Genomic DNA, 14175 nt, shown 5'->3' with positions numbered 1-14175 from the left:
TATAATCCGCGACCAGCCCACGCCGCAGGCTCGCCGAACGCTGTGTTTAATAGCGATTTACCACAGCCTGGGCCGCCATTACCTCGGTCTACCAATGCATTTCGATGAATAGGGCCTGAAAGGATCGCGCATGTTTGAAAACCTGACTGACCGTCTCTCGCAGACGCTGCGCCATGTAACCGGCAAGGCCAAGCTGACCGAGGACAATATTAAAGACACCCTGCGCGAAGTGCGCATGGCGTTGCTGGAAGCCGACGTCGCCTTGCCTGTGGTCAAGGACTTCGTCAACTCGGTCAAGGAGCGCGCGGTCGGCACTGAAGTGTCCCGCAGCCTGACCCCGGGCCAGGCCTTTGTGAAGATCGTCCAGGCCGAACTCGAAAGCCTGATGGGCGCGGCCAACGAAGATTTGAACCTCAGTGCCGTGCCACCGGCCGTCGTGCTGATGGCCGGTCTGCAAGGTGCGGGCAAGACCACCACCGCCGGCAAGCTGGCGCGCTTCCTTAAAGAGCGCAAGAAGAAGTCCGTGATGGTGGTGTCGGCCGACGTGTACCGTCCGGCGGCCATCAAGCAGCTGGAAATGCTCGCGGGCGAAGTGGGCGTGACCTTCTTCCCGTCCGACCTGAGCCAGAAGCCGGTCGACATCGCCAACGCTGCTATTAAAGAAGCAAGGCTCAAGTTCATCGACGTGGTCATCGTCGATACCGCCGGTCGCCTGCACATCGATGAAGAGATGATGGGCGAGATCAAGGCGCTGCATGCCGCGATCAACCCGGTCGAGACGCTGTTCGTGGTCGATGCCATGACCGGCCAGGATGCGGCCAACACCGCCAAGGCCTTCGGCGACGCGCTGCCGCTGACCGGCGTGATCCTCACCAAGGTCGACGGCGACGCCCGTGGCGGTGCCGCGCTGTCGGTGCGTGCCATCACCGGCAAGCCGATCAAGTTCATCGGTATGGGCGAGAAGAGCGAAGCGCTCGAGCCGTTCCACCCTGAGCGTATCGCCTCGCGTATCCTCGGCATGGGTGACGTGCTCAGCCTGATCGAGCAGGCCGAAGCGACGCTCGACAAGGACAAAGCCGATAAGCTTGCGAAAAAGTTGAAGAAGGGCAAAGGCTTCGACCTCGAAGACTTCCGCGACCAGCTGCAACAAATGAAGAACATGGGCGGCCTCGGCGGCCTGATGGACAAGCTGCCGAACATCGGCGGCGTGAACCTGGCGCAAATGGGCAATGCCCAGGGCGCGGCAGAGAAGCAGTTCAAGCAGATGGAAGCCATCATCAACTCCATGACCCCGGCCGAGCGCCGCGACCCTGAGCTGATCAGCGGTTCGCGCAAGCGTCGGATCGCCATGGGTTCCGGCACCCAGGTGCAGGACATCGGGCGCTTGATCAAGCAGCACAAGCAGATGCAGAAGATGATGAAGAAATTCTCCGCCAAGGGCGGAATGGCCAAGATGATGCGCGGCATGGGCGGTATGTTGCCCGGCGGCGGCATGCCGAAAATGTAAAGTATTCGAGCGGGAGTTCACTCCTGCTCCGACCCACAGGGATGTGGGATCTCCAGCAAACCCGCCGTTGGCGGGGGCTGACCTGCCGTTTTAACCGACGGCTCTCTAGCAGATCTGAATGGCACGCTGATAGGCGCCAGAAAAAGACATTTGCAAAAGTCCGGATATTCCTTAGAATATGCGGCCTTTCGGGCACCTATGCCCGCTGTGCATTTAGATTTGCAGCACCGACTACAGGAACGATGTTCACATGCTAACAATCCGTCTTGCCCTTGGCGGCTCCAAAAAGCGCCCGTTTTACCACTTGACCGTAACTGACAGCCGCAACCCACGTGACGGCTCTCACAAGGAACAAGTAGGTTTCTTCAACCCGATCGCTCGTGGTCAAGAAGTCCGCCTGTCCGTGAACCAAGAGCGCGTAGCCTACTGGCTGAGCGTTGGTGCACAACCGTCTGAGCGTGTTGCCAAGTTGTTGAAGGACTCGGCTAAGGCCGCAGCCTGAGCAATATGAACGCGACGCCAACTGTTGCTGATGATTTGATCGTTATCGGCAAGATTTATTCTGTTCATGGCGTTCGCGGCGAAGTGAAGGTGTATTCCTTTACTGATCCGACTGAAAACCTGTTGCAGTACAAGACCTGGACGCTCAAGCGCGAAGGTAGTGTGAAACAGGTCGAGCTGGTCAGTGGACGCGGGAGCGATAAGTTCCTGGTCGCGAAGCTCAAGGGTCTTGATGATCGTGAAGAAGCTCGTCTTCTGGCCGGTTATGAGATCTGCGTGCCGCGCAACCTGTTCCCTGAATTGACCGACGGCGAGTACTACTGGTACCAGCTGGAAGGTCTGAAGGTTATTGATCAACTCGGGCAATTGTTCGGGAAAATCGATCATCTTCTGGAAACCGGCGCCAATGATGTAATGGTGGTCAAGCCTTGCGCTGGCAGCCTGGATGATCGCGAACGCCTGTTGCCCTATACCGAGCAATGCGTGTTGGCTGTTGACCTGGCGGCGGGCGAGATGAAGGTGGAATGGGACGCGGACTTCTAAGCGTGGCTAATTTGCGCATTGAAGTGATCAGTTTGTTTCCCGAGATGTTCTCCGCCATCAGCGAGTACGGCATCACCAGTCGGGCGGTGAAGCAGGGGCTGTTGCAGCTCACCTGTTGGAACCCGCGAGACTACACGACGGATCGACATCACACTGTGGACGATCGCCCATTTGGCGGTGGCCCGGGCATGGTGATGAAGATCAAGCCCCTGGAAGATGCGTTGGTTCAGGCCAAGGCAGCCGCCGGGGAGAAGGCGAAGGTAATTTACCTGTCCCCTCAAGGCCGTCAGCTGAAGCAGGCTGGGGTCCGCGAACTGGCGAATGAGGAAGCACTGATCCTGATTGCCGGTCGCTATGAAGGCATTGACGAGCGGTTTATTGAAGCTCATGTCGATGAAGAGTGGTCGATTGGGGACTATGTCCTGTCTGGCGGCGAGCTGCCGGCGATGGTCCTGATAGATGCGGTTACACGACTGCTGCCTGGAGCTTTAGGGCATGCGGACTCCGCGGAGGAAGATTCCTTCACGGACGGTTTGCTGGATTGCCCGCACTACACCCGACCGGAGGTGTATGCGGATCAGCGTGTTCCCGACGTATTGCTAAGTGGCAATCACGCACACATCCGGCGTTGGCGTTTACAGCAGTCCCTTGGTCGGACCTATGAACGACGCGCCGATCTTCTGGAAAGCCGCTCGCTTTCTGGAGAAGAGAAGAAGCTGCTCGAGGAATACATCCTCGCGCGGGACGATAGTTAACAACGTATCGATGGTAGGTCCATTGACTTACCTTAGGAGCACAGCATGACTAACAAAATCATCCTTGCACTCGAAGCAGAGCAGATGACCAAAGAGATCCCTACCTTTGCCCCGGGCGACACCATTGTCGTTCAGGTGAAAGTGAAGGAAGGCGACCGTTCGCGTCTGCAAGCGTTCGAAGGCGTGGTAATCGCCAAGCGTAACCGTGGTGTGAACAGTGCTTTCACTGTTCGTAAAATCTCCAACGGTGTTGGCGTAGAGCGTACTTTCCAGACCTACAGCCCGCAAATCGACAGCATGGCCGTCAAGCGTCGCGGTGACGTACGTAAAGCCAAGCTGTACTACCTGCGTGACCTGTCCGGTAAAGCAGCTCGCATCAAGGAAAAACTGGCTTAAGTCCAGCTTCCCGATGCAGAAAAAAGCAGCCTACGGGCTGCTTTTTTGTGCCCGCGATTTGAGGTCCGGGATAGGATCTACCTGATTCCGCCACTTTTCTGTTCGAGTCCCTATGCCTGCCATCGACCACCCCCTGATCGACCGTTTCCTCGATGCCCTATGGCTGGAGAAAGGCCTGTCAGATAACACCCGCCAGGCCTACCGCAGCGACCTGGCGCTGTTCAACGGCTGGCTGCAGGAAAAAAACCTGGAACTGATCAATGCCGGTCGCGAGCTGATCCTCGATCATCTGGCCTGGCGCCTGGAACAGAATTACAAGCCCCGTTCCACTGCACGATTTCTCTCCGGTGTGCGTGGGTTTTATCGTTATTTGCTGAGGGAAAAACTGATCGCCCTCGATCCGACCCTGCAAATCGATATGCCGCAACTGGGCAGGCCCTTGCCCAAATCCCTGTCGGAAGCCGACGTCGATGCCTTGCTCGCTGCGCCCGACCTCAGCGAAGCCATCGGCCAGCGTGACCGCGCCATGCTGGAAGTGTTGTATGCCTGTGGCCTGCGGGTCACGGAGCTGATCAGCCTGACCCTGGAGCAAGTCAATCTGCGCCAGGGGGTGCTGCGGGTAATGGGCAAGGGCAGCAAGGAACGGCTGGTGCCGATGGGGGAGGAGGCGATTGTGTGGGTCGAGCGCTATATGCGCGATGCTCGCAGCGAGCTGCTGGGCGGGCGGCCCAGCGATGTGCTGTTTCCCAGCCAGCGTGGCGAACAGATGACCCGCCAGACGTTCTGGCATCGCATCAAACACCAGGCCAAGGTCGCGGGGATCGGCAAGAGCCTGTCGCCCCACACCTTGCGCCATGCATTCGCCACCCATTTGCTTAACCACGGTGCGGATTTGCGCGTGGTGCAAATGCTGCTCGGGCACAGCGACTTATCCACCACCCAGATCTACACCCATGTGGCGCGTGCGCGCTTGCAGGATATGCATGCCAAGCACCACCCGCGAGGCTGAAAAGCGCCAATTTATGCCGCCACGGGCTGCCCTGCGGCCCAACTGTGGTAGGCTTTGCCGGTTAGCAAAGGGGACCGCCCGCACTCGTGTTTCCGTATTGGCGCGCCTGCACCCGTCCCTGCATCTGCCTTCAGGAGTTTCCATGCGCTTGACCCAGATTATTGCCGCCGCAGCCATTGCGTTGGTTTCCACCTTTGCCGTCGCCGATGACGCTGCCGAGCAGACCATCCGCAAGAGCCTGGCCAACCTGCAGCTCGATACCCCAATCGAAAGCATCAGTGCCAGCCCGATGGCCGGCCTGTATGAAGTCAAGCTCAAGGGCAGCCGCGTGCTGTACGCCAGTGCAGACGGTCAGTACATCGTCCAGGGCTACCTGTTCCAGCTCAAGGACGGCAAGCCGGTCAACCTGACCGAGAAAGCCGAGCGCCTGGGCGTGTCCAAGCTGATCAACGGCATCCCGGTGGCTGAAACCGTGGTTTACCCGGCCATCGGCGAGACCAAGACCCATATCACCGTGTTTACCGACACCACGTGCCCGTACTGCCATAAGTTGCATGCCGAAGTGCCTGCGCTGAACAAGCTGGGTGTGGAAGTCCGCTACGTAGCGTTCCCGCGCCAGGGCCTGGGTTCGCCGGGCGACGAGCAGTTGCAGGCCGTATGGTGCTCGGCCGACAAGAAAGCGGCCATGGACAAGATGGTCGATGGCAAGGAAATCAAGGCCGCCAAGTGCGCCAACCCTGTGTCGAAGCAATTTGCCCTGGGCCAGTCCATCGGCGTCAACGGTACACCGGCCATCGTTTTGGCTGACGGCCAGGTGATTCCGGGCTACCAGCCGGCACCACAAGTTGCCAAACTGGCGCTGGGTGCCAAATAAACCAGCATCGTCGAACCTTTGGCGATCATGGCCTGTGGATAAGTCGACGGGTCATTAATTGAAAGCCGCAGTTGTGCGGCTGTTTTCCACGGCCGACCTAGCGTCGGCCGTTTCATGGGGAGTTCTTCAGTGAAACCGGTCAAAGTAGGCATCTGTGGGTTAGGGACCGTCGGTGGCGGCACCTTCAACGTACTTCAGCGTAATGCTGAAGAAATTTCCCGCCGTGCAGGGCGTGGGATTGAAGTGGCGCAAATTGCCACGCGTTCGCCAAAGCCTCAGTTCCAAACGACCGGTATTGCGATTACCAACGATGTCTTCGCCGTGGCCACCAACCCTGAAATCGATATCGTCATCGAGCTGGTGGGCGGTTACACCGTGGCTCGTGAGCTGGTGCTCAAGGCGATCGAAAACGGCAAGCACGTGGTCACCGCCAACAAGGCGCTGATCGCTGTACACGGCAACGAGATCTTCGCCAAGGCCCGCGAGAAGGGCGTGATCGTGGCGTTCGAGGCCGCGGTTGCCGGCGGTATCCCGGTGATCAAGGCGATCCGTGAAGGCCTGTCCGCCAACCGCATCAACTGGGTGGCTGGCATCATCAACGGCACCGGTAACTTCATCCTCACCGAAATGCGCGAGAAGGGCCGTACCTTCGAAGACGTACTGGCCGAAGCCCAGGCCCTGGGGTACGCCGAAGCCGACCCGACATTCGACGTGGAAGGCATCGACGCGGCGCACAAGCTGACCATCCTGGCGTCCATCGCCTTTGGTATCCCGCTGCAGTTCGACAAGGCCTACACCGAAGGCATCACCAAGCTGACCACTGCCGACGTGAACTACGCCGAAGCCCTGGGCTACCGCATCAAGCACCTCGGTGTCGCGCGCAGCACCCCGGCGGGTATCGAGTTGCGTGTGCACCCGACGCTGATCCCGGCCGACCGCCTGATCGCCAACGTCAATGGCGTGATGAACGCCGTGATGGTCAACGGTGACGCTGCCGGGTCCACCCTGTTCTACGGCGCCGGTGCCGGCATGGAGCCGACCGCTTCGTCGGTGATCGCCGACCTGGTGGACGTGGTTCGCGCCATGACCAGCGACCCGGAAAACCGCGTGCCGCACCTGGCCTTCCAGCCGGATTCGCTGTCGGCCCACCCGATCCTGCCGATCGAGGCCTGCGAAAGCGCCTACTACCTGCGCATCCAGGCCAAGGATCACCCGGGCGTGTTGGCCCAGGTGGCCAGTATCCTGTCGGAGCGCGGTATCAACATCGAGTCGATCATGCAGAAGGAAGTCGAGGAGCAGAACGGCCAGGTGCCGATGATCCTGCTGACCCACCGGGTGCTCGAGCAGCACATCAACGATGCCATCACCGCGCTGGAAGCCTTGCAAGGCGTCGTGGGCCCGGTGGTGCGGATTCGCGTCGAACACCTGAACTAACCGATCTGTTCCAGAGGCCCCGTGTGTGCGGCGGCCTCTGTTCGAGAATGTTTTAGAGGAGCCAGTCATGCGTTACATCAGCACCCGCGGCCAGGCACCGGCCCTGAATTTCGAAGACGTCTTGCTGGCAGGCCTTGCCACCGACGGCGGCCTGTACGTGCCGGAAAACCTGCCACGCTTTACCCAGGAAGAAATCGCTTCGTGGGCCGGCCTGCCGTACCACGAGCTGGCGTTCCGGGTGATGCGCCCATTCGTCACCGGCAGCATCCCCGATGCTGATTTCAAAAAGATTCTGGAAGAGACCTACGGCGTGTTTTCCCACAGCGCCATCGCGCCTCTGCGCCAGCTCAACGGCAACGAATGGGTGCTCGAGCTGTTCCATGGCCCGACCCTGGCGTTCAAGGACTTCGCCCTGCAACTGCTGGGTCGTCTGCTGGACTACGTGCTGGAGAAGCGCGGCGAGCGCGTGGTGATCATCGGCGCCACCTCCGGTGATACCGGTTCGGCCGCCATCGAAGGCTGCAAGCACTGCGAAAACGTCGACATCTTCATCCTGCACCCGCACAAGCGTGTGTCGGAAGTACAGCGCCGCCAGATGACCACCATCTTCGGTGAGAACATCCATAACATCGCCATCGAAGGCAACTTCGATGACTGCCAGGAAATGGTCAAGAACAGCTTCGCCGACCAGGGCTTCCTCAAAGGCACACGCCTGGTGGCGGTGAACTCGATCAACTGGGCGCGGATCATGGCCCAGATCGTCTACTACTTCCACGCCTCGCTGCAGTTGGGCGGCCCGGCGCGCTCGGTATCGTTCTCGGTGCCGACCGGCAATTTCGGCGACATCTTCGCCGGCTACCTGGCCCGTAACATGGGGCTGCCGATCAACCAGTTGATCGTCGCCACCAACCGCAACGACATCCTGCACCGCTTCATGAGCGGCAACCAGTACGTCAAGGAAACCCTGCACGCCACCCTGTCGCCGTCCATGGACATCATGGTGTCGTCGAACTTCGAACGCCTGCTGTTCGACATGCACGGTCGCAACGGCGCAGCCATCGCCGGTTTGATGGACACCTTCAAGAGCGGCGGCGGTTTCAGCGTTGATGAAGAGCGCTGGACCGAAACCCGCAAGCTGTTCGACTCCCTGGCCGTGGATGACGCGCAGACCTGTGAAACCATCGCCGAGGTCTACGCCCAGACCGGCGAGTTGCTCGACCCGCACACCGCCATTGGGGTCAAGGCCGCCCGCGAATGCCGTCGCAGCCTGGATATCCCGATGGTGATCCTCGGCACCGCCCATCCAGTGAAATTCCCGGAAGCGGTGGAGAAGGCGGGTGTCGGCAAGGCGCTGGAACTGCCGGTGCATCTGACCGACCTGTTCGAGCGTGAAGAGCGCTGCACGGTGCTGCCGAATGACTTGAAGGCGATGCAGGCGTTTGTCAGCCAGCATGGCAATCGTGGCAAGCCTTTGTAAGGCAGGTCACCCAGACAAAAACGCCGCTTTCCCTTCCTTGGGTCAGCGGCGTTTTTTGTTTCTGGCAGGCCCGACGGCGTGCCGGTTACAAGAGCAACTTAATCGCTACTCCAGTAATCGAAGCAATCGTTGCGACCACGGCCATTGCTACGCCCATGGGGTACCAGAAAGTTTCACAGTTTATTTTCAGGGATTCCGATCTGAGCTTGTCTTGCTCAGCCTGCATGCGTGATATTTCTGCGTAGATGCGCCTTACATCGGCATGCATTTTCTCCATCGTCGCCAGTCGCTCATCGTTTTCCACCATCGCATTCCTCCTTCGCAATAAGGGCCTTTGGCATACGCTTTACCCACGTGGCACCGTGATCAGCGCTCATCGAGTATAGGATTCACCCATGGCCTGCGCGGCAGGGGGAGCCCAAAACAGCAGCCCATTGCGTAAGCATTTATGTGCCGCCGTTTTTTGCCTGTCATGTTGCAAGCGCATGCTGGAAACGTCATCCCCCGACAACCCCGCATAAACGAAAAAGCGAACTTTCCTACGTCACAACCAGTCACTTAGGATAGATGCAGCTCCCGTTTACAAGAATGTTTGCGAACTATTGAGTGGTGATCGAGATGGAAAGTATCAGCCTATTGCTCGAAGAAGCACTGAGCCCTTATCAGGTGACATTGACCACCGCAGGTGTGCAGGACGAGTGCCTGGTAACCGTAAAGAACCCCGCCGGTGCGATCATGGTCGAGCGTGAAGTCGACCGGGCGCAATTGCTCGATAAGCGCCTATTGGTGGATGTGGTGGATTGCCTGCTGCGTGACCTCAAGATCGCTGAAGGACGCCTGGAACCCTCGGTCATCGCGGCCTTGCGCAATGCCGCCCAGACCCGCAGCGCTGCCGTTGCATGAAGAATTGTTTATAGATGGAAACTTCCCACGTCATGGCCGGTCAGATTTCGTAACAGCAAGAGCAAACATTGTGCTCCGGTGTTTGTGCCTTGTTGTACTGGTCTTTGTAGGCCACGTTTAACCCCGAAGTGTCTCCCCACTCTTCGGGGTTTCTTTTTGCCTGGGATTTGTCACGGCGCTGGCGAGTCCTGGAAAAAGCTCGGGTTGTCTCGCAGGTAGTGTTCACGCATGGCAGGGTCCAGCCAGGCAGCGTAGGACTGCTGTACGTGTTCCAGCGGGAGGCTGAGCAGGACCTGGTTGATCCGTTCCATGGCCTCGCGCCCCTCAGGTGTATCCGAGCAGCCGATATGCGTGCGCTGGTAAGGCGCTGTGCCCTTGATGGGGTAGAAGCTGAGGTCGTCGGCTGCGATCCCCTGTTGCATCGCGTGGTAGCGGATTTCCGGCCAATAGCCCAGCACCGCCTCCAGCCGGCCCAGGCGCTGCATCTGCAGCAAGCTGCCAAGGGCATCGTTGCCGTAGTGCAGTGCGAGTTTGTGTGTGTCGGCCTGTTTCAGTCGCTCATCGATAACGGCGCCGTAGCTGCGTTCCGCGATCGCGCCGACCCTTGCCTCATGGGCGTCGAAGAAGGCCTGCAGGTCGAACTGGCCGTCTACGATAAACGCCGCCAGGGCGCCCTGTTGGCTGCGCCGGATCGTGATGCCATTACTGGCGACCACAAACGCCTGCCTGGAAAATACGATGTACCTGGCCCGCTCGGCCGTCCACAGCAAGGATGGATCGCAGGTGAGCGTGGGCTCGCGCAGCATCTGCATGCCGCGCGCGCGATTGACGTGCATTACCTGATGGCGATACTCCGGCAAGTGTCCGATCAGTATCGGCAGCAACTGGTCCAGGGCACCCTGGCCTTTGCCTGGCCCTTCGAAGATGGTCAGCGGCGGCAAGTCGCGCAATAACCAGATCAACGTGCCCTCTGCACTCGCCGGTACGGACCAGCCGCTGGCCAGCATGGCGGCCAGGTACAGCGCAATGAGCCAGTGTTTGCAGCCGTGGGGCATCAGATTGCACCTTGCTCACGCAGGCGGACAATGGCGGCGGCGTCGTATCCCAGCTCGCCCAGCACCACGCCGTTGTGTTCACCCAGTTGCGGCCCCACCCATTCGCAACTGCCCGGTGTGTCCGACAGCTTGGGCACGATGCCCGGCATCTTGAAGTCCTTGCCGCCGGGAAGCCGGGCCTTGAGGAACATCTCGCGCGCGAGGAATTGCGGGTCGCCCAGCATGTCCTCGGCACTGTAGATACGGCTGGCGGGCACTTCAGCCTTGTTGAGTTGCTCCACCACCTGCTCCAGCGGCAGCGAGTTCACCCAGCGATCAATCACGCCATAGAGTTCATCGCGACGGCTGTCGCGCCCGTCATTGCTGGCCAATTGTGGATCGTTCGCCAGGTCTTCCCGGCCGATGGCGCTCATGAAACGTTTGAAGATGGCATCACCGTTGGCACCGATCTGTACGTGCTTGCCGTCCGCGCTGGTGTGGATCGACGACGGCGTAATGCCGGGCATGATGTTGCCGGTACGTTCGCGAATAAACCCGAATACGTCGAACTCGGGGATCATGCTTTCCATCATGGCGAAGATGGCTTCATACAGCGCCACATCGACCACCTGGCCCACACCGCCGTTAACCTCGCGATGACGCAGCGCCATCAAGGCGCCGATGACCGCCCACAGCGCGGCGATGGAGTCGCCAATGGAGATTCCGGTGCGCACCGGCGGGCGATCTTCGAAACCGGTGATATAGCGCAGCCCACCCATGGACTCACCCACGGCACCAAACCCGGGCTGGTCTTTCATCGGTCCGGTCTGGCCAAAACCCGAGAGGCGCACCATCACCAGTTTCGGGTTCAGCCCATGCAGGGTTTCCCAGCTCAGGCCAAGCTTCTCCAGTACGCCGGGGCGGAAGTTTTCGATCAGGATGTCGGCGTCTGCCAGCAGTTGCTTGAGAATCGCCAGCCCGTCCGGGTGCTTGAGGTTCAACGTCAGGGACTTTTTGTTGCGCGCCTGCACAAACCACCACAACGAGGTGCCTTCGTACAGCTTGCGCCACTTACGCAACGGGTCGCCGCCGTCCGGGGACTCGACCTTGACCACCTCGGCACCGAATTCAGCACAAATGCGTGAGGCGAAGGGGCCGGCGATCAGGGTGCCGAGTTCGATGACTTTCAGGCCGGCAAGCGGTTTGGCATTAAACGACATGGGGATCCTTGTCTGCGCGGAACGGTGGTGTGAAGCCTTTTAACATAGGCGAGCAGCCCAGGGATAAGGATGATGCAGCGCAGGATTCGTTGAATGACCTCGCCATCGGTTAGACTGGCCGCCTTTCCCTGTCTCTAGAAGCCCGTTCATGGCCCAGCCGTCCACGACCTACAAATTCGAACTCAACCTCACCGACCTCGACCGTTCGGTGTACGAGAGCGTCAAGCAGACCATCGCTCGCCACCCCTCGGAAACTGAAGAACGCATGACCGTGCGCCTGCTGGCCTACGCCCTTTTTTACAACGAACAGTTGGCGTTCGGTCGTGGCCTGTCAGATGTAGACGAGCCAGCCCTGTGGGAAAAAAGCCTGGATGATCGGGTTTTGCATTGGATTGAAGTCGGCCAGCCGGATGCCGACCGCCTGACCTGGTGCTCGCGTCGCACTGAGCGTACCAGCCTGCTGGCATACGGCAGCTTGCGCGTTTGGGAAGGCAAAGTGGTGCCGGTGGCGAACACCCTGAAGAATGTCCACATCGCAGCAGTGCCCCAGGAGATTCTGGAGGTCCTGGCCAAGGACATGCCCCGCGTGATCAAGTGGGACGTGATGATCAGTGAAGGCACGATCTTCGTCACCGACGACCGTGGCCAGCACGAAGTGCAACTGCAATGGCTGGTCGGCGAACGCGGTTGAAAATGTGGGAGGGGGCTTGCCCCCTCCCACATTTGATCTGTGTTCCCTTCAGAGTTGTCGTTTAACCGTTGTATTAAAGAGAAGCTCCCGTCACCCATGCGTATCGATCCCCGCCCGTTGCCCGCCGTCCTGCCCTTCCTGGGGGAATTGCCACCGCTGTTGACCCGTCTCTACGCCGCACGTGGCGTGCGGTCCGAGGCCGAGCTGGACAAGAGCCTGGCGCGGTTGATTCCCTATCAGCAGCTCAAGGGTATCGACGCGGCGGTGGACTTGCTGGTGACGGCATTGGAGCAGCGCCAGCGCATCCTCATCGTCGGTGACTTCGACGCCGATGGTGCCACCGCCAGCACCGTAGGCACCCTGGGCCTGCGTTTGCTCGGTGCGGCCCATGTCGATTACCTGGTGCCCAACCGCTTCGAATACGGCTATGGCCTGACCCCGGAAATCGTCGCGGTGGCCCTGCAGCGCGAGCCGCAGTTGCTGATCACCGTGGACAATGGCATCTCCAGTGTCGAAGGCGTGGCGGCGGCAAAAGCGGCGGGGCTGAAGGTGCTGGTGACCGACCACCACTTGCCCGGGGATGAGCTGCCGGCGGCGGATGCCATCGTCAACCCGAACCAGCCGGGCTGTGAGTTCCCGAGCAAGGCCCTGGCCGGCGTGGGCGTGATCTTCTACGTACTGATGGCCCTGCGCGCGCGTTTGCGCAGTTTGGGCTGGTATGAAAACAAGCCTCAACCCAACATTGGCGAGCTGCTCGACCTGGTCGCCCTGGGCAGCGTCGCCGACGTGGTGCCCCTGGACGCCAATAACCGCATCCTCGTGCATCAGGGCCTGGAGCGTATTCGTGCCGGTCGCGCACGGCCGGGGATCAAGGCGATCCTCGAAGTGGCCAAGCGGGATGCGGCGCGCATCACCTCCACCGACCTCGGCTTTATCCTCGGGCCACGCTTGAACGCCGCCGGGCGCCTGGACGATATGAGCCTGGGCATCGAATGCCTGCTCACCACGGATTTCGCCGCGGCACGGGAAATGGCCGCACAACTGGACGGCATGAACCAGGACCGCAAATCCATCGAGCAGGGCATGCAGCGCGAAGCCCTGGCTCAGCTCAAGGACTTGCCGGTGGACTCAATGCCCTACGGCTTGTGCCTGTTTGATCCGGACTGGCACCAAGGTGTGATCGGCATTCTTGCGTCGCGCATGAAGGAGCGCTATTTCCGCCCCACCATTGCCTTCGCCGATGCAGGCGATGGGCTGCTCAAGGGCTCAGGGCGCTCTGTGCAAGGCTTCCACATCCGCGATGCCCTGGCGGTGGTTGCGAGCCAGCATCCCAACCTGATCGCCAAATACGGCGGCCACGCCATGGCGGCGGGGTTGACCTTGCCCGAGGAAAATTTCCCACTGTTTGCCGAGGCCTTTGACGCCGAAGTGCGTCGGCAGCTGCGCGAAGAAGACCTCACCGGGCGCCTGCTGTCCGACGGTACCCTGGCGGTGGAAGAGTTTCACCTGGAGCTGGCGCGCGCACTGCGCCACGCCGGACCGTGGGGGCAGCACTTTCCCGAACCGTTGTTCCATGGCGTGTTCCAGCTGGTCGAGCAGCGGGTAGTAGGGGAACGGCACCTGAAAGTGGTGCTCAAGAGCGAATGCGGGTCGGTGAAGCTCGATGGTATTGCCTTCGGCGTCGACCGGGAAGTCTGGCCGAACCCGACCGTACGTTGGGTGGAGTTGGCCTACAAACTGGATGTGAACGAGTTTCGTGGCAATGAAACCGTGCAACTGATGATTGCCCACATCGAGCCGCGCTAGATCTTACCGACGCCGCAAAAAACTG

General features: G+C 60.1%; 15 protein-coding genes. 12 read left to right on the top strand and 3 right to left on the bottom strand.

The window, feature by feature from the left end:
- Positions 1 to 130 precede the first annotated feature (130 nt).
- The 9 genes from ffh (at position 131) to thrC (ending at position 8496) form a co-directional block, all read left to right on the top strand.
- Positions 131 to 1507: a signal recognition particle protein gene (gene ffh, locus J1N02_RS07765; RefSeq protein WP_003175900.1), complete on the top strand. Its 1377-nt coding sequence runs from the start codon at positions 131 to 133 to the stop codon at positions 1505 to 1507.
- A 250-nt stretch (positions 1508 to 1757) separates the two neighbouring features.
- Positions 1758 to 2009, top strand: a complete 252-nt coding sequence (gene rpsP / locus J1N02_RS07760; protein WP_003238923.1) for a 30S ribosomal protein S16 — start codon at positions 1758 to 1760, stop codon at positions 2007 to 2009.
- Between the two features lie 5 nt (positions 2010 to 2014).
- The gene (gene rimM, locus J1N02_RS07755) at positions 2015 to 2551 is read left to right on the top strand and encodes a ribosome maturation factor RimM (protein WP_027605457.1); all 537 of its coding nucleotides are present in this window, start codon (positions 2015 to 2017) and stop codon (positions 2549 to 2551) included.
- A complete protein-coding gene (gene trmD, locus J1N02_RS07750; protein ID WP_016977714.1) occupies positions 2533 to 3306 on the top strand; it encodes a tRNA (guanosine(37)-N1)-methyltransferase TrmD in 774 nt (257 codons plus the stop codon). The genes rimM and trmD overlap by 19 nt, the downstream gene beginning before the upstream one ends.
- A gap of 45 nt (positions 3307 to 3351) precedes the next feature.
- Positions 3352 to 3702 carry a 50S ribosomal protein L19 gene (gene rplS / locus J1N02_RS07745; RefSeq protein ID WP_003175895.1) on the top strand — a complete coding sequence of 117 codons (351 nt, stop codon included), beginning with the start codon at positions 3352 to 3354 and terminating at the stop codon, positions 3700 to 3702.
- A 112-nt stretch (positions 3703 to 3814) separates the two neighbouring features.
- Positions 3815 to 4711 (top strand): site-specific tyrosine recombinase XerD, encoded by an 897-nt coding sequence (xerD, locus tag J1N02_RS07740; RefSeq protein WP_098478828.1) that lies wholly within the window; start codon positions 3815 to 3817, stop codon positions 4709 to 4711.
- 142 nt (positions 4712 to 4853) lie between these two features.
- The gene (locus J1N02_RS07735; RefSeq protein ID WP_027605460.1) at positions 4854 to 5585 is read left to right on the top strand and encodes a thioredoxin fold domain-containing protein; all 732 of its coding nucleotides are present in this window, start codon (positions 4854 to 4856) and stop codon (positions 5583 to 5585) included.
- A 129-nt stretch (positions 5586 to 5714) separates the two neighbouring features.
- Entirely contained in the window at positions 5715 to 7019 is a 1305-nt protein-coding gene (locus tag J1N02_RS07730) for a homoserine dehydrogenase (RefSeq protein ID WP_027605461.1), read from the top strand.
- Between the two features lie 67 nt (positions 7020 to 7086).
- A complete protein-coding gene (thrC, locus tag J1N02_RS07725) occupies positions 7087 to 8496 on the top strand; it encodes a threonine synthase (RefSeq protein WP_027605462.1) in 1410 nt (469 codons plus the stop codon).
- Between the two features lie 85 nt (positions 8497 to 8581).
- Here thrC and J1N02_RS07720 read toward each other — a convergent pair whose 3' ends face one another.
- Complete coding sequence (locus J1N02_RS07720; protein ID WP_027605463.1) at positions 8582 to 8803, bottom strand: hypothetical protein; 222 nt, start codon at positions 8801 to 8803, stop codon at positions 8582 to 8584.
- A gap of 311 nt (positions 8804 to 9114) precedes the next feature.
- On the opposite strand from J1N02_RS07720, the gene J1N02_RS07715 reads away from it, so the two are divergent.
- On the top strand, positions 9115 to 9399 hold the full coding sequence (locus J1N02_RS07715; protein ID WP_027605464.1) for a DUF3509 domain-containing protein: 285 nt from the start codon (positions 9115 to 9117) through the stop codon (positions 9397 to 9399).
- A 170-nt stretch (positions 9400 to 9569) separates the two neighbouring features.
- Here the strand turns inward: J1N02_RS07715 and J1N02_RS07710 are convergent, their stop codons facing one another.
- Both J1N02_RS07710 and J1N02_RS07705 read right to left on the bottom strand, forming a co-directional pair.
- Complete coding sequence (locus J1N02_RS07710; RefSeq protein WP_027605465.1) at positions 9570 to 10454, bottom strand: TIGR02285 family protein; 885 nt, start codon at positions 10452 to 10454, stop codon at positions 9570 to 9572.
- A complete protein-coding gene (locus J1N02_RS07705) occupies positions 10454 to 11653 on the bottom strand; it encodes a CaiB/BaiF CoA transferase family protein (protein ID WP_027605466.1) in 1200 nt (399 codons plus the stop codon). The genes J1N02_RS07710 and J1N02_RS07705 overlap by 1 nt, the downstream gene beginning before the upstream one ends.
- A 148-nt stretch (positions 11654 to 11801) precedes the next feature.
- Here J1N02_RS07705 and J1N02_RS07700 point away from each other — a divergent pair, with 148 nt between their 5' ends.
- Both J1N02_RS07700 and recJ read left to right on the top strand, forming a co-directional pair.
- Positions 11802 to 12344, top strand: a complete 543-nt coding sequence (locus tag J1N02_RS07700) for a YaeQ family protein (protein WP_027605467.1) — start codon at positions 11802 to 11804, stop codon at positions 12342 to 12344.
- Positions 12345 to 12440: 96 nt separating this feature from the next.
- Complete coding sequence (gene recJ, locus J1N02_RS07695) at positions 12441 to 14150, top strand: single-stranded-DNA-specific exonuclease RecJ (RefSeq protein WP_027605468.1); 1710 nt, start codon at positions 12441 to 12443, stop codon at positions 14148 to 14150.
- The last annotated feature ends 25 nt before the right edge of the window (positions 14151 to 14175 follow it).

Origin of the sequence: Pseudomonas sp. NFX5, from assembly GCF_049132125.1 — a bacterium.
GTDB lineage: Bacteria > Pseudomonadota > Gammaproteobacteria > Pseudomonadales > Pseudomonadaceae > Aquipseudomonas > Aquipseudomonas marginalis.
The sequence above is the reverse complement of the archived record's forward strand: the minus strand, read 5'-3'. Positions and strand labels throughout refer to the sequence as shown.

What these genes read in the sequence shown, in the direction of transcription:
- ffh (WP_003175900.1), top strand. Translation starts at nt 131, where the DNA reads ATGTTTGAAAACCTGACTGACCGTCTCTCGCAGACGCTGCGCCATGTA.
- rpsP (WP_003238923.1), top strand. Translation starts at nt 1,758, where the DNA reads ATGCTAACAATCCGTCTTGCCCTTGGCGGCTCCAAAAAGCGCCCGTTT.
- rimM (WP_027605457.1), top strand. Translation starts at nt 2,015, where the DNA reads ATGAACGCGACGCCAACTGTTGCTGATGATTTGATCGTTATCGGCAAG.
- trmD (WP_016977714.1), top strand. Translation starts at nt 2,533, where the DNA reads ATGGGACGCGGACTTCTAAGCGTGGCTAATTTGCGCATTGAAGTGATC.
- rplS (WP_003175895.1), top strand. Translation starts at nt 3,352, where the DNA reads ATGACTAACAAAATCATCCTTGCACTCGAAGCAGAGCAGATGACCAAA.
- xerD (WP_098478828.1), top strand. Translation starts at nt 3,815, where the DNA reads ATGCCTGCCATCGACCACCCCCTGATCGACCGTTTCCTCGATGCCCTA.
- J1N02_RS07735 (WP_027605460.1), top strand. Translation starts at nt 4,854, where the DNA reads ATGCGCTTGACCCAGATTATTGCCGCCGCAGCCATTGCGTTGGTTTCC.
- thrC (WP_027605462.1), top strand. Translation starts at nt 7,087, where the DNA reads ATGCGTTACATCAGCACCCGCGGCCAGGCACCGGCCCTGAATTTCGAA.
- J1N02_RS07720 (WP_027605463.1), bottom strand. Translation starts at nt 8,803, where the DNA reads ATGGTGGAAAACGATGAGCGACTGGCGACGATGGAGAAAATGCATGCC.
- J1N02_RS07715 (WP_027605464.1), top strand. Translation starts at nt 9,115, where the DNA reads ATGGAAAGTATCAGCCTATTGCTCGAAGAAGCACTGAGCCCTTATCAG.
- J1N02_RS07710 (WP_027605465.1), bottom strand. Translation starts at nt 10,454, where the DNA reads ATGCCCCACGGCTGCAAACACTGGCTCATTGCGCTGTACCTGGCCGCC.
- J1N02_RS07705 (WP_027605466.1), bottom strand. Translation starts at nt 11,653, where the DNA reads ATGTCGTTTAATGCCAAACCGCTTGCCGGCCTGAAAGTCATCGAACTC.
- J1N02_RS07700 (WP_027605467.1), top strand. Translation starts at nt 11,802, where the DNA reads ATGGCCCAGCCGTCCACGACCTACAAATTCGAACTCAACCTCACCGAC.
- recJ (WP_027605468.1), top strand. Translation starts at nt 12,441, where the DNA reads ATGCGTATCGATCCCCGCCCGTTGCCCGCCGTCCTGCCCTTCCTGGGG.